The organism is Flavobacterium kochi (assembly GCF_048286715.1).
Taxonomy (GTDB): Bacteria; Bacteroidota; Bacteroidia; order Flavobacteriales; family Flavobacteriaceae; genus Flavobacterium.
In genome coordinates, this window is the sequence record NZ_JBLVPW010000029.1 from 26,657 (window position 1) to 47,434 (window position 20,778).

Annotated in this window: 11 protein-coding genes; all 11 read left to right on the top strand. The window is 37.4% G+C overall.

The window, feature by feature from the left end:
- Positions 1-7 precede the first annotated feature (7 nt).
- Positions 8-1,123, top strand: coding sequence for a family 10 glycosylhydrolase (locus ACNQGH_RS18925; RefSeq protein WP_417957585.1), 1,116 nt, complete (start codon positions 8-10; stop codon positions 1,121-1,123).
- Positions 1,124-1,234: 111 nt separating this feature from the next.
- A complete protein-coding gene (locus ACNQGH_RS18930) occupies positions 1,235-2,719 on the top strand; it encodes an alpha-L-fucosidase (RefSeq protein ID WP_417957586.1) in 1,485 nt (494 codons plus the stop codon).
- A gap of 14 nt (positions 2,720-2,733) precedes the next feature.
- Complete coding sequence (locus ACNQGH_RS18935; protein ID WP_417957587.1) at positions 2,734-4,980, top strand: GH92 family glycosyl hydrolase; 2,247 nt, start codon at positions 2,734-2,736, stop codon at positions 4,978-4,980.
- A 13-nt stretch (positions 4,981-4,993) separates the two neighbouring features.
- Complete coding sequence (locus ACNQGH_RS18940; RefSeq protein WP_417957588.1) at positions 4,994-7,654, top strand: glycoside hydrolase family 3 N-terminal domain-containing protein; 2,661 nt, start codon at positions 4,994-4,996, stop codon at positions 7,652-7,654.
- A gap of 203 nt (positions 7,655-7,857) precedes the next feature.
- Entirely contained in the window at positions 7,858-10,917 is a 3,060-nt protein-coding gene (locus ACNQGH_RS18945; protein ID WP_417957589.1) for a SusC/RagA family TonB-linked outer membrane protein, read from the top strand.
- A gap of 2 nt (positions 10,918-10,919) precedes the next feature.
- Positions 10,920-12,515 carry a SusD/RagB family nutrient-binding outer membrane lipoprotein gene (locus tag ACNQGH_RS18950; protein WP_417957590.1) on the top strand — a complete coding sequence of 532 codons (1,596 nt, stop codon included), beginning with the start codon at positions 10,920-10,922 and terminating at the stop codon, positions 12,513-12,515.
- A 414-nt stretch (positions 12,516-12,929) separates the two neighbouring features.
- Positions 12,930-14,261, top strand: a complete 1,332-nt coding sequence (locus ACNQGH_RS18955) for a sugar MFS transporter (protein ID WP_417957591.1) — start codon at positions 12,930-12,932, stop codon at positions 14,259-14,261.
- Between the two features lie 289 nt (positions 14,262-14,550).
- Complete coding sequence (locus ACNQGH_RS18960; RefSeq protein WP_417957592.1) at positions 14,551-15,423, top strand: sialidase family protein; 873 nt, start codon at positions 14,551-14,553, stop codon at positions 15,421-15,423.
- Between the two features lie 111 nt (positions 15,424-15,534).
- Entirely contained in the window at positions 15,535-18,828 is a 3,294-nt protein-coding gene (locus ACNQGH_RS18965; RefSeq protein ID WP_417957593.1) for a VCBS repeat-containing protein, read from the top strand.
- A gap of 10 nt (positions 18,829-18,838) precedes the next feature.
- Complete coding sequence (locus tag ACNQGH_RS18970) at positions 18,839-20,176, top strand: vanadium-dependent haloperoxidase (protein WP_417957594.1); 1,338 nt, start codon at positions 18,839-18,841, stop codon at positions 20,174-20,176.
- An 85-nt stretch (positions 20,177-20,261) separates the two neighbouring features.
- The coding region (locus ACNQGH_RS18975) for a glycoside hydrolase family 20 zincin-like fold domain-containing protein (RefSeq protein WP_417957595.1) at positions 20,262-20,778 on the top strand (517 nt) is incomplete at its 3' end.

The following is a 20,778-nucleotide window of genomic DNA, read 5'->3' on the forward strand; positions in this document are numbered from 1 at the left end:
AATAGCAATGAAACTAACAAAACTATTTGGTGTTGTACTGGCACTGACTTTCATTTCATGGGTAAGCAAAGAGGAAAATAAAACGGAGTATCACACTGCTACAACAGTAGCAAAAATGCCTTTCAAATTTGGGGTCTGGATTACCGCCGATGCCAAAAGATCAAATGAAAACTATGCCTTGGAATTTGAAAAATACAAAAGTGCCGGTATTGATGAGGTTTTAATAAATACAGGAACAGACCCAAAACTTTTAAAACGATTAGTGCCTATAGCCAGACAAAAAGGATTAAAAGTACATGCCTGGATCATGGCAATGAACAGACCGGGCGACTCAATAGCGCTTCAACACCCGGACTGGTATGCAGTCAGTAAAGAAGGGAAATCTTGTTTTACTACGCGTCCGTATGTAGACTACTACCAGTGGTTGTGTCCAATACGAACAGCATCCAGAAATCACGTCTTAGGTTTGGTGGAAGAATTGGCGAAAGTAGAGGGCATCGAAAGCGTGCATTTAGACTACATTCGTTTTTCTGACATTTTCTTACCAATAGGCATGCTTCCTAAATATAATTTAGTTCAGGACGAAGAGTTACCTCAGTATGATTTTTGTTATTGTGATATCTGTATCAAAGCTTTTGAAAAATTACATCATAAGAATCCAAAAGAGAGTCACAATACAGCTATTGATATGGAATGGAAAAATTTCAGATTGAATGCTATAAAAGCAGTGGTTGATGATGCCTATAAAATTGTACACAAATACCATAAAAACTTAACGGCAGCTGTATTTCCTTATCCGGAAATGGCAGATCATATGGTTCGTCAGCGTTGGGACAAATGGGATATAGATGAAGTATATCCCATGATTTATCATGGTTTTTATAACGAAGAAGTGGACTGGGTTGGCTATGCGACCAAACAAGGAGTCAGCGACTTAAAAGGGAAACCAACAAAGTTGAATACAGGAGTGTATGTACCCGCATTTAAATCTGGAAAGGAATTGAAGGAAGCAATTGTATTAGCTAAAGAAAACGGGGCTATAGGTGTTACTTTTTTTGATGGCCCTGCGTTAACTGCGGATCAGTTGCAAACGATTAAAGAAACCAAAGCAAGTTTAAAATAAATAATAAAACAGTATTGGAAGCAAACCAGAAAATGTGCCCTATTCTTTACGTAATGAAATAAGAATTAGTAAAAAAAACCAACTATATTAAAAATTATAAACCAATTAAAAATGAAAAAAGGAATATTCATACTCGCTATTTTATTTTCAGTCCAACTATTTTCTCAAGCCATTTATGAAGATGAACGCTATGTGCCGGAAACAGATCCATTGGTATTAAAAAAATTAGATGAATGGCAGGGTAAAAAGTTTGGTTTGTTAATGCACTGGGGTACTTACAGTCAATGGGGAATTGTTGAATCCTGGTCAATATGTCCTGAAGATTATGGTTGGTGTGAGCGAACAAGAGGAAGCGATCCGGCCAATTATAATCAGTATGTAAAGGAGTATGAAGGGTTGAAAAAATCATTCAATCCAGTCAAATTTAACCCTGAAAAATGGGCAAAAGCGGCTAAAAATGCAGGAATGAAATACATGGTATTTACCACAAAACACCATGATGGATTTTCGATGTTCGATTCCAAATATACGGATTATAAAGTGACAGATACAGCCTGTGCTTTTAGCAAGAATCCAAGAGCAAACATTGCAAAAGAAGTTTTTAGTGCGTTTAGAAATGAAAAATTATGGATTGGTACTTATTTTTCTAAACCCGATTGGCACAATGAAAATTATTGGAATCCTTACTTTCCTGCTTTTGACAGGAATGTAAATTATGATCCGATTGCCTATCCGGAAAAATGGAAAAAGTATGTCAACTTTACACACAACCAAATTTTAGAATTACTGACAGACTATGGTAAAGTAGATATTTTATGGTTAGATGGAGGCTGGGTTGCAAAAAAAGGTCCAAAAGAAATAAAAACAGCCTACAATGAGAAGTTTACAGAGAACGAATCCGGTAATGGATTTTTAAAACACAGAGTAGTTGATCAGGACATTAAAATGGATGATCTGGTTGTGGAAGCACGCCAAAAACAACCCGGATTAATTGTGGTGGATCGGGCAGTTCACGGTAAAAATCAAAATTATTTAACGCCGGAAAACCGTATTCCTGAAAAAACATTGCCTTATCCTTGGGAATCTTGTATTACCTCAGGTGGCGGGTGGTCTTATACTCCGGATGCTAAATACCTGACCGGCAGACAAGGAATTCATATGCTGATCGATGTGGTTGCCAAAGGAGGGAACTTATTATTGAATGTGGCTCCAGGGCCAGACGGCGAATGGCAACAAGGGGCTTATGATTTACTGGCAGAATATGGTGCCTGGATGAAAGTAAATAGTAGTGCTATTTACAATACAAAACCAATAGCTCCTTACAAAGAAAATAATATCTGTATGACACAAAATAAAGCAGGAAATGTTTTCTTGTTTTATTTGGCTAAAGAGGGAGAAAATAAAATTCCTTCCGAAGTTGCTGTACAATCGATCAGTCCAAAAAAAGGAACAAAAATCTCGATGCTGGGTTCTAATACACCATTGAAATGGGCAAAAGAAAAGGAAGGTTTTAAAGTCATAATTCCAGAACAATTACGAAATAATTTGCCGGCAAAAGAAGCATGGACATTAAAAATTGTAGCGATTAACAGATAGAAAAATGACAATGTATGTTTTTAAATAACAGGATAACAATACCATCAGCGCTTTTTTCTTTGATGCTGGTTTTTGGTGGTGGAATTATTTATGGACAACAGCCGGCAGATTTTGTAAATCCATTTATTGGGACTTCAAATTATGGAGCGGTCTATCCCGGTCCCGTTGCACCAAGAGGGATGGCAAGCATCAGCCCGTTTAACGTGGCGGGACCTCAAAATTTACCATTAGAAAAAGACAGCCGCTGGTTGTCGAATTCGTACGTAAATGAAAATACTTTTCTGACGGGATTCAGTCAGGTAAATTTAAGCGGTGTAGGGTGCCCGGAATTAGGCGTAATTCTAGTCATGCCAACAACCGGAGCTGTTGAAACCAATCATTTGAAGTATGGTTCTGCCTATTCTGATGAGGTGGCAAAAACGGCTTATTACAGTTCAAAAATTAATAAGTATGCTATTAAAGCAGAGTTTACCGCATCCAAAAGAGTAGGAGTCAGTAGATTTACCTTTCCTAAAGGGCAATCCAATATTTTAATAAACCTTGGTTTGGGTTTAACCAATGAAGAAGGCGCAATGGTAAAAGTCGTGTCTTCAACCGAAATTGAAGGAATGCGTTCTGTAGGCTCTTTTTGTTATAATAGCCCGGAAGAAGCGTATCCCGTATATTTTGTTGCCAAATTTTCAAAACCGGCAACTGCATTTGGAGTTTGGAAAAAACCATCAAAACAGGAGGGTACCGAAGCTCAATGGATGGGCTATAATGGAAAAACCAGAATGATGGATAATACCACCAAAATGGTTGTAGGGGACAGCATCGGCAGTTATTTTTCCTATCAATCCGATAAGACAGAAACGGTTGAAGTAAAAATCGGGGTTTCTTATGTAAGTATCGAAAATGCGCGTGAAAATTTAGAAAAAGAAACCGGTAACAAAACCTTTGAAGCCGTTTATAAAGAGACGTATAACCAGTGGAATGAATTACTTTCTAAAATTTTAGTCGAAGGCGGTTCCAAAGACGAAAAGACTGTTTTTTACACTGCCTTGTATCATACCTTAATTCATCCCAATACGTTAAATGATTTTAATGGAGAATATCCTGAAATAAAAAGAGGTAAAGTTGGTACAACAACGGGGACACGATATACGGTATTTTCGCTTTGGGACACCTACAGAAATTTACATCAATTGATGGCATTGGCCTATCCGCAGCAACAATCCAATGTGATTAAGAGCATGTTGGAAATGTATGATGAAAATGGCTGGTTACCAAAATGGGAATTAAATTCAACTGAGACCTTCACTATGGTTGGCGATCCTGCAAGTATTGTGATTGCAGATACGTACTTAAAAGGGATTCATGATTTTGATGTGCAAAAAGCGTACAAAGCCATGCTGAAAGGAGCCGATCAAATTGAAAATAATCCGCTGCGCCCCGGACTTCAGGATTACATCGAAAAAGGATTTTTGACAACCAAGAATCGAGGAGCTGTTGCTACAACACAAGAATACAATGCTGCGGACTATTCCATTTCACTTTTAGCGAAAGCATTGGGTAAAACCGCAGATTACAAGCGTTTTAAAGATCGTTCCCTTTCCTATCGTAAATTATTTGATAAAGATTTAAAATTGCTACGACCAAGGACAGCCAACGGGAAATGGTACGAACCATTTGATCCCGAATCAGGAGCTAATTTTGAAGAAAATGTTGGTTTTATCGAAGGGAACGCCTGGCAATATGTCTTTATGGTGTCGCATGATATCAAGGGACTTATAAAACTCATGGGAGGCAATACCTCTTTTAGTAATCAATTGCAAAAAGTATTCGATACCAAGCAATTTGATATGGCAAATGAGCCAGATATTGCCTATCCTTTTTTGTTTAATTATATAAAAGGAGAAGAATGGAAAAGTCAGGAATTAGTTAAAAAACTGGTGCAACACTATTTTCAAAATAAACCAAATGGGTTGCCTGGAAATGATGACACAGGAACCATGTCCGCCTGGCTCGTGTATGCTATGATGGGAATATATCCTGTATCCCCCGGTGACCCAATTTATGCTATCACCACGCCCATGTTTGATAAGATAAGGATTCAGTTAGACCCAAAATACTACAAAAATAAAAGTATCGTAATTGAACGAGAAGCCAACAATAATGGCAGCATTAAAAAAATAGAACTGGACGGGAAAACGCATGATCGTTATTTTATTTCTCATGATGATCTTGTCAACGGAACAACACTAAAAGTGATTCAAAATTAAAAACCATACCCTTATGTTACAATTAAGAATGAAAAAGACAGTCCTTATTTTCGTCATGACCTTAGGTTTTTTTAACCAGGGCTTTGCGCAAAAAAAATATCCGTATCAAAATCCTAAATTAGCTGTTGAAGAGAGGCTAACCGACTTGCTAAGCAGAATGAGTCTGGAGGAAAAAGTACGTCAAATGGATATGTACAAAGGTGAATACTTTAAAGAGAAGGAAGATTTTTCTAAAACTAAAGCGGATGCTAAAATTGGAAATCTTGGAATAGGAGCTATTCATGACATTTATCCGCGTTCGGCAAAAATGATTAATGATCTTCAGAGAGAAGTTATTAAATACAGTCGATGGGGTGTTCCGGCACTTATTATGTGTGAAATGCTACATGGCTATTTAGATGAAGGAAGCACCGCTTTTCCGATGAGTATCGGTTTGGGAGCGACTTGGGATACGAATCTAATGGGTAAAGTCGGGAGCGTAATTGGAAAGGAAGCCAGGGCCCATGGCGTTCATTTTGGTTTGGGACCCAATCTTGATGTAGGCCGCGAACCACGCTGGGGAAGGGTTGCCGAGACCTTTGGGGAAGACGTTTATTTGACAGGCGAAATTGGCTTGGCTATGGTAAAAGGAATGCAGGGTGATGACCTAGCTTCGGACCATTCCATTATTGCAGAACCAAAGCATTTTGCAGTACATGGTATTCCGCAGGCTGGAGGAAATTCATCACCGGTATTGGTAGGGGAGCGTAGTGCTCGTGAAGATTTTTTACCCTCATTTGAAAAAGCGTTTAAAAAAGGAGGCGCCTTAGGAACAATGTGTGCTTATTCAGAATTGGACGGGATTCCCTGTGCTGCAAATCACTGGTTGTTGACCGATGTCCTTCGAAAAGAATGGGGTTTTAAAGGGATTGTGGTTTCTGATTTAGGAGCTATCAAATACCTTCAAACCACACACCACGTTGCGGATTCTCCAAAAGAAAGTATTAGACAAGCGGTGTCAGCAGGCGTTGATATGCAATTTTATGATTTCACAAATGAATTTTGGCAACAAACCATCATTGATCTTGTTACTGAAAAAAAACTGACGATGGCGCAGATAGACCGTGCTGCAGGCGGTGTTTTGAGGCTTAAGTTTTTATTGGGATTATTTGAAAATCCATACACCGATAAGCAGCTGATAAAAGAACGTTTTCATTCGAAAGAAAATCAGGATTTAGCATTGGAAGCAGGTCGTAAATCTATTGTTTTATTAAAAAATCAGAATAGTATTTTGCCGTTAAGTAAGGATGTAAAGACAATTGCAGTTATTGGTCCCAATGCCAACGCTTCACGATTGGGTGGGTATTCCGTAAAAAATAAAGTCGGAACTACTGTTTTAGAAGGGATTCAACAAGCTGTTGGTACCAAAACAAAGGTGCTTTATGAAGAAGGAGTGTCTTTAATTGTTAAGGGGCAGGTTATTCCATCAAAATTTTTATTTACACCCGACGGATCACAAAACGGATTAAAAGGGGAATATTTTAACAATAGAAATTTGGAAGGAAATCCTGCATTAACACGTATTGACAATCAATTGGAATTCGATTGGCCATGGTCACCGGGTGATGGCGTTACTGATGATGATTTCTCTATTCGTTGGACCGGTTATATAAAATCAGAAAAGGCATTTGATGGTTGGTTAGGTTTAAGTTCTGATGATGGGATCAGAATGTGGGTCGATGATCAATTGGTTATAGATAATTGGACAAAAGGCAGTACCAATATGGTAACTACTCCAAAGCAGATTGAGGCAGGTAAGCAATACAAAGTTCGTATAGAAATGTGGGAAGGCGGCTGGGGCGCCAGAGCTCATTTGCGTTGGAACTTAGAAAAAATAAATTTCCAGCCAGCGATTGATATTGCCAAAAAAGCCGATGTAGCCATTGTTGTTTTAGGGGAATCCAATGAATTGGTGGAAGAAAATAGAGATGTGGCTACTTTGGATTTACATGGTATGCAACAAGAACTTATTGAAGCCATTCAACAAACAGGTACTCCGGTAGTTTGCGTATTGTTAAATGGCCGTCCGCTTTCCGTAAATTGGATCAATGAAAAAATTCCTGCTATTGTAGAGGCTTGGTTTCCTGGAGAAGCAGGAGGAAAGGCGGTTGCAGATGTTTTATTTGGGGATTACAATCCGGGAGGAAGGCTTCCCATTACTTTTCCTAAATCGGTTGGGCAGTTGCCTATTTATTACAATCAGAAACCTTCCGCCATACACCGATATGTGACCGAAAGTGAAAATCCATTGTACACTTTTGGACATGGTTTAAGTTATACCACCTTTGAATATTCTAATCTTTCAATAAGCGCCAAAGAAATTAATGCCGATGGAGCAGTAAAAGTTAGTGTGGACGTGAAAAATACCGGAGATTATGATGGTGATGAAGTGGTGCAATTATACATTCATGACGTGTATAGTAGTGTCACCACACCATTAAAAACATTAAAGGGTTTTAAAAGAGTGTTTATTAAGAAAAGCGAAACAAAACACATCGAATTCACATTGACTCCTGATGAATTGGCAATCTGGAATCGGGAAATGAAAAGAGTGGTTGAACCCGGTGAGTTTGAAGTAATGGTCGGAGGCAATTCTGTTGATTTACTTAAGGTAAATTTCACCGTTTTAAATTGAGGTTGTTACTGCCAAAACAGTAGTTTACAGCTGCTTTTATACAGTAAAAAACACCCCTTTTGTCTATAAAATATCTTGTTTTGAGTCGTTATAATGTTAAAGTTTCCCCAACACCTTTTCAAAATTGTTATTTGTCGAAATAATAATTTAATAACAGAAGGTCTTCATAAATTTAACATGTTATTAACTCTAAAAATAATTTTATGATTCAAAAGGTATTAAAACTACTGTTTGTAATTTGTTTGTTCGGTTTTCAAAATGTTCAAGCGCAAACTACAGTAACAGGAGCAATAACAGATGCGATCAGTGGAATTCCACTACCAGGGGCAACTGTTATTGTTAAAGGGACGACAAAATCTGTGTTGTCAAATTTTGATGGAAACTATAGCATCAGTGTTTCAGATCGGTCAGCAATTTTAGTATTTTCTTTTGTAGGGTATAAAGCAAAAGAAGTTGCTGTTTCTGGATCAGGTACAATAAATATCTCTTTGTCAGAAGATGTCAAAGAATTAGGTGAAGTAGTGGTAACCGCTTTAGGCGTTACAAAAAGTCAGCGTAAAGTGGGATATTCTGTAACAACAGTTGGTGGGGATCAATTGAACAAAGCCAGAGAAACCAATGTAGCAAATTCGCTGTCCGGTAGAGTTGCAGGTCTGGTGGTTAAAGGAACCAGTAGTGGTCCGGGAGGGACATCAAAAGTTCTTTTAAGAGGTATTCCTAGTATTAGCGGTTCGGGATCTCCATTGTTTGTTATTGATGGAATTCCAATTGATAATACGCAAAGAGGTTCTGCCGGAGAATGGGGTGGATCTGACCAGGGAGATGGGATTGGTAATATTAATCCAGACGATATTGAGAAAATGACGGTACTTAAAGGGCAATCTGCATCTGCTCTTTATGGATCCAGAGCTTCTAATGGGGTTATCATAATAACCACTAAAAAAGCCAAAAAAGGGCAAGATTATGCCATTAATTACAATACCAACTTTATGGCTGATGCGCCGGTTGATTATACTGATTTTCAAAGTCAATATGGTCAGGGTACCGGTGGAGCGAAACCTTTAACTACCAGTGCTGCGTTAAGTTCTAACAGAAGTGCGTGGGGTGCTAAATTAGATGGTAGTGCTGTTATCGGTTTTGACGGTAAACAATATGTATACAGTAAAGCAAAAGAAAGTTATATCGACTTTTATAATACCGGGACAAACTTTACAAATAGTTTGTCTGTTTCCAAAGGGGTAGGAGATGGCGCATTTCGTTTGTCTGTATCTAATTTAGATTCTAAATCGATTGTGCCAAACAGTGGTCTTAAACGTACCACATTTAATTTAAGTGCAGATCAAAACATTACCAGTAAATTAAATGTGGCCGCTTCTGTAAACTATACAGATGAACGGTCTAATAACAGACCTTTTTTAAGTGATGGTCCTAAAAACCCAAATAACTTTTTATTATTGGCGCCTAACGTAGATCACAATATTTTTAGCCCAGGTTACGATCCGGTTACCGGTGCAGAACTTGTGTTTAGTGACGATAACTATGTGACCAATCCTTATTTCATAGTAAATCAGGGAGTGGAAGATCCTACAAGAAAAAGAACTATTTCTGTACTTTCTTCTAAATATAGCTTTACAGATAAAATGTATGCTTTGGTAAGATTAGGGAATGATGCTTCCAATGATACAGAATTTAGTGTAAATCCCTGGGGGCTTGATTATACTACAGCGAAGCATGGAAGTTTGGATAGCAAAGCACAAGCTACACGCTCTGAGTTAAACCTTGACGGACTTTTTGGTGCTAAGTTTACTGTTGCTAAAAACATTGATGTAGATGCATTGGCAGGTGCCAATTTAAGAAAAAATCAGTATGAAAAAGTAAAAATTGGCGGAGGCCCATTTGTATTGCCTTATTTATATTCTCCAAAAAATGTCGCTAATATAAATAGAGACTATGAATTTAAAGAAAGAGAGAGTCATTCCGCATTTTATTCTTTAGATTTTAGTTATAAGGACTTTTTAACATTAACAACTACAGGTCGTTACGATGTGTACTCTACCTTGCCAATAAATAATAATGATATTTTTTCACCATCAGTTTCAGCAGCATTTATTTTTGATGATTTCTTAAAGGTAGATGCATTAGATTTTGGAAAATTCCGTATGTCATATGCTGTAACAAGTGGAGAACCCTTTGAAGAATATCAAACTAGTTTTTATTACGATTCCGGAAATTCATTAAATGGGTATACTACAGGTTCTATTCCAGGGTCGCTTCCGAATTTATTTTTAAAACCATTTACTACTGATGAGTTAGAATTTGGTTTAGATCTTAAGTTTTTCAAAAATAGATTAGGTTTAGATATCGCTTACTTTAAGAAAACTACTCATGATGAAATTCAAAAAGCAAGTTATACCAGGGCTAGTGGATTTTCTGAAGGAGTTGTTGCAACCTCTTCCATAGAGAACAAAGGTTTAGAGATCTTACTAACGGGTGTACCGATTAAAACAAATAATTTTTCATGGACATCTTCATTGAATATGAGTTCCATTAAAAACAAAGTATTGGCTACTAATGAAGAAGGTACTCCAATTTCCTTAGGAAGCAATCGGGGAACATTAGGAAATGCGGTTACTGCTTTTGTCGTAGGTGAAGCTGGTCCGCAAATTAGGGCGTATGATTATGCGTATAATTCAGATGGAAGTATTCAAGTGGATGCGGCAGGTTTGCCGGTAAAAGGAGAATTTAAAAATTTTGGTTCTGTAATGCCGACTTTTTATGGGGGATGGAATAATGAGTTTTCGTATAAAAACTTTAATCTTTCATTTTTAATTGATTTTAATTATGGTAACAAAGTGCTTTCTGCAACAGAATACTATTCTCGTTTGCGAGGATTAAATCAAGCAACATTAGTAGGCAGAGAATCGGGAGTTGCTAATGGAGGAGTTACAGCCACAGCAGAGAGCTACTATCAGGCTGAAGCACGAAACATTACCAGTACCAGTGTTGTTGATGGTGATTTTATAAAATTTAGACAATTATCTTTCGGTTATTCATTTCCAAAAAACCTAATGGGCAAAATTTCATTTTTGGAAGGAATCGATGTTTCTTTTGTTGCAAGAAATCTTGCCATATTAATGCGTAAAGCAGATAATATTGATCCGGAAAGTAGTTTTGGTTCTAATATAAGATATTATGGTATTGAAGGGACCAGTTTGCCTTCAACCAGGTCTTTTGGTCTAAATGTTAACTTTAAAATAAAATAATTATGACTAAATATATAAAAATATTGTTTGTTGTTGTTAGTTGTTTTCTAACTTCATGCGATGGTGATTTCGAAGAGATTAATACCGATCCAAATAAATCAGGTGAAGCTACATTTGATCCCAATCTTCTTTTACCTAGAGCTCTTTATGACTATGGACAGCGAACGGTCGGTTATGAAGGTCCCATCTTATTTCAAAGTATGTGGGTACAGCTTTTAGCCTCTCCTTCAACAGGCGGAGCTAATTATTATGATGGCGGGGATAAATATGTTACCACCGGAGGTACTTTTGATTATGTCCAAAGAATTTGGAATGGTGTCTATACAGCGGCATCAACGGCTAATCAAATGTCTAAATTAGCCACTAAAAAACAGCTGCCTAATTTAGCTGCGATCGGTACTATAGTGAAAATAATGTGTGTTTCCTACATCTCTGATGTGTACGGAGATGTTCCTTACAGTGAGGCACTGTTGTTGGATGCGAATATTTCTCAACCAAAGTATGACAAGCAACAGGATCTTTATCCTGCAATGTTAGCTGAATTAGATGCGGCTGTAAAATCCCTGGATGTCTCGGGTGATAAACCCTCCAGCGATATTTATTACAACGGTGATATCGCTAAATGGCGTTCTTTTGGGTATTCATTAATGCTGAAAATGGCAATGAGATTGACAGCAGCCGATGCTGTTACTGCAAAATCATATGTAGAAAAAGCTGCCGCAGGTGGCGTATTTGCTTCTGTTGCTGATGAGGCAATTTCTCCAACCCAAGACGCTACCGGTTTTGATAATGGTAATGGAGCTTCGTTCACGGTTGCAGCAGATGTGTATGAAGTACGCTGGTCAAAAGTCTTGATTGATTATTTAAAAGCTACTAATGATTTGCGCCTTCCTGTTATTGCGGAGGTTCCTGGAGATGGGCTTGCTGCCAATAAATTGTATACAGGAGGGAATACAAATCCAGCCAATCAAATAGGATTTCCTAATGGTTATGATACCAAAGGAGGAGCAACTGATGTTAGCTTAGAGCCGAATTATCCAGGGGCTTCAGGATCAGGATCAGATGTAGCTGCAATTGGTAAATATTCCAGACCCACACCTATGTATAGAAATAGAACGACACCCGTTTTTGTTCTTACGTATGCTCAGGTACAATTTTTACTGGCAGAAGCAGCAATACGAGGTTATGCTGTATCAGGTACAGCAGCTCAATTCTATAAAAATGGACTTATTGGCGCTATGACTACATTGAATAAATTTGGAGGTACTCAAATTGCTTCCGGTGATGCAACTATTTATGCAGCTGCCCATCCTTTAGATATAAGCTCTACGGCAGCAGCATTAAAAATGATCAATGAGCAAATATGGGCTACTACCGGATTGACTGGTAACTGGGTTGAAGCTTGGAATAATTGGAAAAGATCGGATTATCCTGCACTTACTCCTGTTAATTATACCGGAAATTTTAGCTCAGGAAAAATCCCTACAAGACAAGTATACCCTTCTTCTGAGGGAAGTCTTAACACTGCCAGTTATACTCAGGCTGTTTCCAATATGGGCGGCGATACCTGGATTACTAAAGTTTGGTGGGACAAATAGGAACCTAAAGGTTTAGTCTTTGATTAATAATTCAGTTAAAAGGAGCGGAAACACTCCTTTTAACTGAATTATTCCCACGCTATTTATAATGAAAAAAGGAATAGGGTTACTGCGCTTATTGCCAGGGTAATTGATATACCATTGTGGATAGATACATTTTGTATTAATAAAGAAAAGAGGTTCGGTTACAGCATTTTTATAATAATATCAAACAATGCGAGATCAACGTAGTATTGTTCATTCCGATTACAATAAATTAAATCTATTATATCAACAGTATTTGTTTAAATACTAAGCGTTAAAAGGGATCAAAATGCAATTTTAATCGCTGCCACTATTAGGAATTAAACTTTTACGACTGATGTGATTAATCTGGATTAGCAGATAACAATCAAATCATAAAAAATAAAAATTATGAATACTAGCAACCCGTCATTGACTCAAACAAAAAACGACACATTAATTCCAATTATAATTATAGCGGGACTCTTTTTCATTTTTGGGTTTGTAACCTGGATTAACGGAGCTTTAATTCCATTTATGAAAACAATAAATGAATTGACATCGGCTCAATCGCTTTTAGTGGCTTCAGCTTCCTATATTTCTTTTGTAGTTATGGCCTTGCCGGCTTCTTACATTTTGGCACAGATTGGCTTTAAAAAAGGAATGTCTTTAGGATTGTTTATAATGGGATTAGGAGCTTTAGTTTTTATACCCGCCGCCGAGGCAAGAACCTATTGGATGTTTTTAACTGGTATTTTTATTCAAGGTACCGGAATGACCTTATTGCAAACCGCTTCAAATCCTTATATTACGATTTTAGGACCTATTGATAGTGCTGCTAAACGCATAGCGATTATGGGTATTGCCAATAAGGTAGCCGGAGCTTTAGGATCTCTTATTTTTGGAGCCCTTTTATTGTCTGGAATCGATGAGATTAAAGAAAAATTAAATGCCGTTGATGCTGTAGAAAAGGCACAATTATTAGATACTATGGCTGATAGTGTAGTGTGGCCGTATGTAATAATGGCAATTGTTTTATTTGTTTTAGGTCTTCTAATACGAAAAGCGCCTTTGCCAGATGTGGAAGCCGAGCCGATAGAAATACCAAAAGAGGGTGAAACAACAAAAACGAGTATTTTTCAATTTCCGCATTTATGGTTAGGAGTAGTAACTCTCTTTATGTATGTAGGTGTTGAGGTTATTGCCGGAGATACCATCATAGCTTATGGTATTTCTCTAAACTTTCCTGTTGCAGAGGCTAAGTTTTTTACCACATTTACATTAATGGCTATGGTAGCAACCTATGGTCTTGGGGTATTTTTAATTCCAAAATACATTAGCCAGGCTTTTGCTTTAAAAGTAAGTGCAGTTTTAGGAATTGTATTGTCGTTTTGTATCGTGTTTTCTTCCGGATTTACATCTATTTTATTTGTAGCAGTGTTAGGGATGGCAAATGCTTTGGTATGGCCAGCAATATGGCCTTTGACTTTAAAAGGTTTAGGTAAATTTACTAAGACAGCTTCTGCATTGTTGATTATGGCTATTTCTGGAGGAGCAATAATTCCTCCTTTATATGGGAAATTGGTTGATTCAAATAAAACAGACTTTATTGCCCAGGGAATGGGAGAGGCATTGGCAACAGCAAATGCTTCAACAAAGGGCTATTGGATTTTATTACCGTGTTATATCATTATACTTTACTATGCCATAGCAGGACATAAGTTAGGGTTGAAGAAAAATTAATTGTAGCTGAAATCAAGCTTGCCCCGCAATACAGCTTTTATTTTTTTATTAAGGCCCGGAATCTGTTGGAGGACAAAAACGATTTAAATAATTTTATTTACGCTTCTAATAAGCCATGAATTTAAAACTAAATTATCTTGGAATTTTATTGGTTTTAATGTGTTTTTCCTGTGCTTCGATAGCAAAGAAGCCAAAAACAGGTACTATCACTGCTAGTTATTTAGTTAATCAACCAATAACTGGCAATAGCCACGCGGCAACCCTAGTAGAGTTTAAGCCGAACCAACTGATGTCAGCATGGTTTGGTGGAAAATATGAAGGTGCTAAAGATGTTGGTATTTATTTAGCTACTTATAATGGAAAAATCTGGTCTGATCCTCATAATCTTATTAGACCCGTAATCACTCCAAGGGATACGTTGCCTTGCTGGAACCCAGTATTATTCAAAAGTAAAAGCCAAAGTTTATACTTGTTTTACAAGGTTGGAAAAAATCCCAGAGAATGGTTTGGAGCTATGATAGTATCAAAAGATAACGGAGCTACATGGAGTGATCCCAAATACTTACCTAAAGGAATACTTGGCCCTATTAAAAACAAGCCTATTGAGGTAACTCCCGGTGTGATTTTGTGCGGTAGCAGTACAGAAAGTACAGATAATAAGCAATGGCGAGTACATGTAGAAGCGTATACAGAAGCAACGGACAGTTGGGAGAAGTCAGCTGTTGAAAATAAAAAGGGATTTGATATTATTCAACCCACATTTCTTATTCATTCTAATAATACGATTCAGATGTTATCCAGAAGCAGGCATGGTAAGCTCATTAGCAGTTGGTCTAAAGATAAAGGTAAAAAATGGAATCATACAGATAGCCTGCAAGTCGTAAACTCAAACTCAGGGATTGATGCGGTAACTTTATCTGAAAAATCCTTCTTATTGGTCAATAATCCATTACCACAAGGTAAAGACTGGTTTAATGGACGCAATGTCCTTGAGGTAGCATACTCCAATGACGGGGTACATTGGGAAAAGCTTTTGGATCTTGAAAATCAAAGTGAAGGAGAATTTAGCTATCCAGCTATAATTCAGACTGTAGACGGAAAAATTCATATTGTATACACTTACAATCGAAAATACATTAAGCATGTGACATTTAGTATATAAATTAATCTCAAAGTAACGCTTGTTTAAATTTTTAAGTTTAACTTTTTGTGATTTACAAGTAAGAAGATAGTCGTACCGGTCATGACAATTCATTTTTAACAAACAAAAAACATGAAAAAAATTGGGTTATTTATAGGGGCAAGTTTACTGGCTTTATCCTCTGTTTTTTCGCAACAGACAAAATTATTTTCTTTACTCTCTGCCGAAAAAACTGGAATTACTTTTAATAATCGCCTTCCGGAATCTCCTCAGCTTAATATTATTACGTATGAATACTTTTATAACGGTGGTGGAGTGGCGACTGGTGATTTTAATAACGATGGATGGATCGATTTGTATTTTACTTCGAACCTTCAGCCTAATAAAATGTATCTCAATAAAGGAAATCTGAGTTTTGAAGATGTTACGAGAAAATCAGGTGTAGAAGGGTGTAAAGGTTGGAAAACAGGGGTAAGTGTTGTGGATATAAATAGCGATGGTTGGCTGGATATTTATGTTAGTTATTCTGGAGACCTCGAACCCGAAAAAAGAAGAAATCAATTGTTTATCAATAATGGACCTTCATCATCGGGGGAAATTACATTCAAAGATAAAGCGCTGGAAATGGGAGTTGCTGATGAAGGGTACTCCACACAATCCGCTTTTTTTGATTATGATAAGGATGGCGATTTGGATCTTTTTGTGCTGAATCACAATATCAAAGCACTTCGTAATTTTGATGCTTCTTTTGTAAAAAAAATGGTAGATCCCGGTGCGGGTGACCGTCTTTATCGCAATGATAACAATCATTTTACAGATGTTACTGTGCAGGCAGGTATTATTTCTAATCCTTTAGGATATGGACTATCTGTTATTGTAAGTGACATAAATAATGATGGTTGGGCAGATTTATATGTGTCCAATGATTATGTAGAAGAAGATTATCTGTACATCAATAATGGAGATGGAACTTTTACAGATAATTTGAAAGATCAAATCGGCCATATTTCTAATTTTTCTATGGGAGCGGATATAGCAGATATTAATAACGATGGCTGGCCTGATATTTATACGCTTGACATGCTTCCTGCGGATAATAAAAGGCAAAAACTATTGTATGCTCCGGACAACTATGAACTCTATAATAATACTTTAAACAATGGATTTTACCATCAGTTAATGCGTAATATGTTACAGGTGAATAATGGTAACAATACCTTTAGTGAAACCGGACAGTTAAGTGGTATCTCTAATACTGATTGGAGTTGGTCTGCTTTATTTGCGGATTTTAACAATGATGGCAACAAAGATTTATTTGTTTCGAATGGGTATGGCAGGGACATGATTAATCGAGATTTTGTCAAATTTTATGCTAATGAGAGATTGAAGCATTTGCATGGTGAAACCCAAGACAAAATGTTTGAAATGTTGCAGGGAATACCAGCAACACCGCTTCATAATTATATTTTTGAAAATAAGGGAAATCTTCAGTTTAAGGACTGTTCAATGGAATGGGGACTCGAAGATGAAAATTTTTCGCATGGATCCGTTTATGCGGATCTTGACAATGACGGAGATCTGGATTTGGTAATAAACCGAATGAATCAGGTTGCAGCTGTATATAAGAATAATGCTGTTGAGACAGGGAATGGTGGCAATTATATTAACTTGGAATTGCAAATGCCGGGACAAAATAAAAATGCTTTGGGAGCTAAAGTAAAAGTGTTTACTCCTAATGGTACAGTTACCCAGGAAAATTATCCCGTTCATGGTTTTCAAAGTTCCATGCAGCAACCAATGCATTTTGGTTTGCCTTCAGCGACCATAGATTCGATTGCAGTCTATTGGCCAGATGGAAAAATGGAGACGATAAAAAAGGATATCGCGGTCAATAAATATAGTAAAGTGATATACGAAAAAGCCAATCTTAGTTTAGTTGTTCCGGAGGTAAGTAAGAAAACCGTTTTTTCTTCGGCTGCGACTGCTATTCCTTTCCGGCATATAGAAGAAGAAACGAATGATTTCAAGGTACAGCCGCTGATGACTACTATGCTTTCCTATAGCGGACCACATATCGCAAAAGCAGATGTTAACAAAGATGGATTGGAAGATATTTTTATTGGTGGGTCCAGAGGGCAGGTAGGTCAGCTTTTATTGCAGCAGCCCAACGGTGACTTTGTGCCTTCTGTCCAAAAAGGATTTGATCAGGACCGTGCATCAGAAGATGTCGATGCTTTGTTTTTTGACGCAGACAATGATGGAGATATGGATTTGTATGTTGTAAGTGGAGGCTATGCTTTTGGCGAAAAAGACGCTGCATTACAAGACAGGCTTTATATAAATAACGGCGGATTATTTGAAAAAAGTCTGGATGCTTTGCCCATAGAAACAAAAAGCGGTTCCTGCGTAAGGGCAGCAGATAGCAATGGTGATGGAAATCTTGACTTATTTATAGGAAGTCGTGTAGTTCCGGGCCTTTATCCTGAAACTCCTGAGAGTTTGTTGTTAATAAATAACGGTAAAGGAATATTTACCAATCAAATTGCCTCATTGGCTCCGGCCTTGCAACAAATCGGAATGGTTACCGATGCTTTGTGGCTGGATATCAACAAAGATGGCCAACCCGAATTGATTGTTTGTGGTGAATGGATGAAAGTCAGTTGTTTTGAAAATAAAAACGGAAAGCTTTCCGATGCCACTCAAAAATATTTTCCAGATTCCTTGGAAGGGTGGTGGAACCGATTGGCTACAGCTGATTTGGATAGTGATGGAGATCTTGATTTGGTTGCAGCCAATTGGGGCACTAATAGTCAAATTCATGCTAACGAGACAGAACCGGTAACACTTTGCTATGGTGATTTTGACAAGAATGGTTCCACAGATCCATTTGTTTCCTGCTACATTCAGGGAAAATCATATCCAATGGCCAGCAGAGATGAATTAACAGACCAGATTGTTAGTTTTAGGCAACGATTTCCCAACTATGAATCGTATTCAGAAGTAACCATTAATGAGATTTTATCGGCAGATCAATTGCAGTCAGCAAAGCAATTAAAGGCCAGTACTTTTGAAACCGTTTGGTTTGAAAATAAGAATGGGGTCTTTATTAAACACAGTTTACCTATTCAGGCTAATTATACTCCTGTATATGCCATTGGAATAAATGATTACAATAATGATGGCAAAGTTGATATTTTATTGGGTGGTAATATAGAGAAAACAAGAATAAAAATTGGCAAGATAGATGCTAGTTATGGCGTTTTATTGACCGGAGACGGGAAAGGGGATTTTAGTTATATGCCACAGTTAAATTCTGGTCTGAATATTAACGGCTGTGTAAAGGATATCATTTCTTTACCACTTAAGGGTAAAAAAAGAGTTGTTTTTTCTGTAAATAATCAGCGACCTGTCATGTACAACTATTAACACAATCACTATGAGAAAAATCTATATCGTTCTGTGTGTACTTTTTATAGGGGGTAAATGCTATTCCCAAAATTCAGAAAAATTCTCTTCAAAAGACTATGTCTCCGCTTTAAAAAAAGTAACCGATGTGATGGTAAGTGATGTTGCCTCACCAGTGGCAGCGGCCAGGTATTATGCTTATGTTACTCTTGCTTCAAATGAAGTAGCGTCATTATTTCAAGTGCCTGTAAATTCTTTTTCCCAATCGCTGAGGCATTTTGGAAAGGTACAGGTATCCGATACATTAATTGCAAAAAGTGATGCTTCTTTTGCCACCGTATTTACCGTTTTTAAAATGGCAGAAAAACTTTTACCATCTGGTTACAAGGTTGCAGCCAAAGCTGATTCTCTAACGGATTTAGCGATAAAAAAAGGAATCCCTGAAGAACAGGTCAGAAATACATCCAGGTTGGTTCAAGTTGCAGTAAATCAAATAATGCAGTACGTAAAAGCGGATGGTTTTAGTAAGCTCAGTAGTTATAAGAAGTATACTCCCTTGGACGGCGATGGATATTGGCAACCAACCGGGCCCGGATATATGCAGGCGCTGGAACCGCAATGGTATCGGGTAAGAACTTTTTTGCTTGATTCGGCACAGCAATTTAAGCCAAAAGCACCCACCTCTTTTGATACTACCAAAACGTCAGCCTTTTACAAACAAATGGTTGAGGTTTATACCATTGGGAACAAGTTAACAAAAAAAGAAAAAGCAATTGCCAGTTTTTGGGATTGCAACCCTTTCACTTTGCAACAGATTGGACATGTTGAATTTGGTTTGAAAAAAATTTCTCCCGGTGGGCATTGGATAGGGATTACTGGTATTGCTTGTTTAAAAAAAGAAACAACTTTACAACAAACTGTTTTCATTCATGCAGCGGTTGCCATTACATTGTCTGATGCTTTTGTTTCATGTTGGGATGAAAAGTATAGAAGTAACAGGATTAGGCCCGAAACGGCAATCAATAAATGTATTGATAAGCGATGGAGATCATTATTGCAAACGCCTCCCTTCCCGGAATATACTTCCGGGCACAGTGTTATATCAACAGCAGCTGCTACTGTACTCACTCAAATTTTAGGCGATGATTTTTCTTTTACAGACAATACGGAGTTAGAATTTGGTTTACCTGAAAGAAAATTTAAATCCTTTTTGCAGGCTGCACAGGAAGCTGCCATTTCTAGATTATATGGTGGGATTCATTACAGGGATGCTATTGATAATGGTGTGTTACAGGGAGCGCAAATTGGAACGTTCATTGGAAAAAAAATTGGAAAATCTAATGAAGGTAATTTTACTTTTAAAAATTAGTGCGCCTACCATTTACCTGGCGGTGCCAATAATCGGTCTGTAATTTTGAAATAAAAAAAACAATAAATAATTAAAAACGTAAAATATGATACGATCATTTTTCTTTTCTCTTCTTTTATGCAGCGCATTATCCTTTGCGCAGCAGGTGCAGATTATTCCACAGCCGGTGCAGGTCATTACAAATACGGGCAGTTTTGTCATTAGCCCTAAAACAAGTTTGGTGGTTGCCAATAAGCAGGATGACGCCACTGTTACTTTTTTAAATAAATATTTATTGGATTACTATGGGTTCGCATTGCCAATCGTTAAAAAAGCAACGAAAAACAGCATTACCTTCAAAAGCCTTGAAAAAATTGACGGACTTAAAAGCGAAGGATACAGTTTAAAATCAGCGAAAGACGGTGTTTTAATAATAGGAAATTCTGCTATTGGAACTTTTTACGGCATGCAGACCCTTATTCAATTGCTTCCAACAGCAAGAAGTGCCAGTCTTAAAATTGCATCGGTTGCGGTAAAGGATGAGCCTCGTTTTGCTTATAGAGGAGCGATGCTGGATGTCGGGCGTCATTTCTTTCCGGTTTCATTCGTTAAAAAATACATCG

What these genes read in the sequence shown, in the direction of transcription:
- ACNQGH_RS18925 (WP_417957585.1), top strand. Translation starts at nt 8, where the DNA reads ATGAAACTAACAAAACTATTTGGTGTTGTACTGGCACTGACTTTCATT.
- ACNQGH_RS18930 (WP_417957586.1), top strand. Translation starts at nt 1,235, where the DNA reads ATGAAAAAAGGAATATTCATACTCGCTATTTTATTTTCAGTCCAACTA.
- ACNQGH_RS18935 (WP_417957587.1), top strand. Translation starts at nt 2,734, where the DNA reads ATGTTTTTAAATAACAGGATAACAATACCATCAGCGCTTTTTTCTTTG.
- ACNQGH_RS18940 (WP_417957588.1), top strand. Translation starts at nt 4,994, where the DNA reads ATGTTACAATTAAGAATGAAAAAGACAGTCCTTATTTTCGTCATGACC.
- ACNQGH_RS18945 (WP_417957589.1), top strand. Translation starts at nt 7,858, where the DNA reads ATGATTCAAAAGGTATTAAAACTACTGTTTGTAATTTGTTTGTTCGGT.
- ACNQGH_RS18950 (WP_417957590.1), top strand. Translation starts at nt 10,920, where the DNA reads ATGACTAAATATATAAAAATATTGTTTGTTGTTGTTAGTTGTTTTCTA.
- ACNQGH_RS18955 (WP_417957591.1), top strand. Translation starts at nt 12,930, where the DNA reads ATGAATACTAGCAACCCGTCATTGACTCAAACAAAAAACGACACATTA.
- ACNQGH_RS18960 (WP_417957592.1), top strand. Translation starts at nt 14,551, where the DNA reads ATGTCAGCATGGTTTGGTGGAAAATATGAAGGTGCTAAAGATGTTGGT.
- ACNQGH_RS18965 (WP_417957593.1), top strand. Translation starts at nt 15,535, where the DNA reads ATGAAAAAAATTGGGTTATTTATAGGGGCAAGTTTACTGGCTTTATCC.
- ACNQGH_RS18970 (WP_417957594.1), top strand. Translation starts at nt 18,839, where the DNA reads ATGAGAAAAATCTATATCGTTCTGTGTGTACTTTTTATAGGGGGTAAA.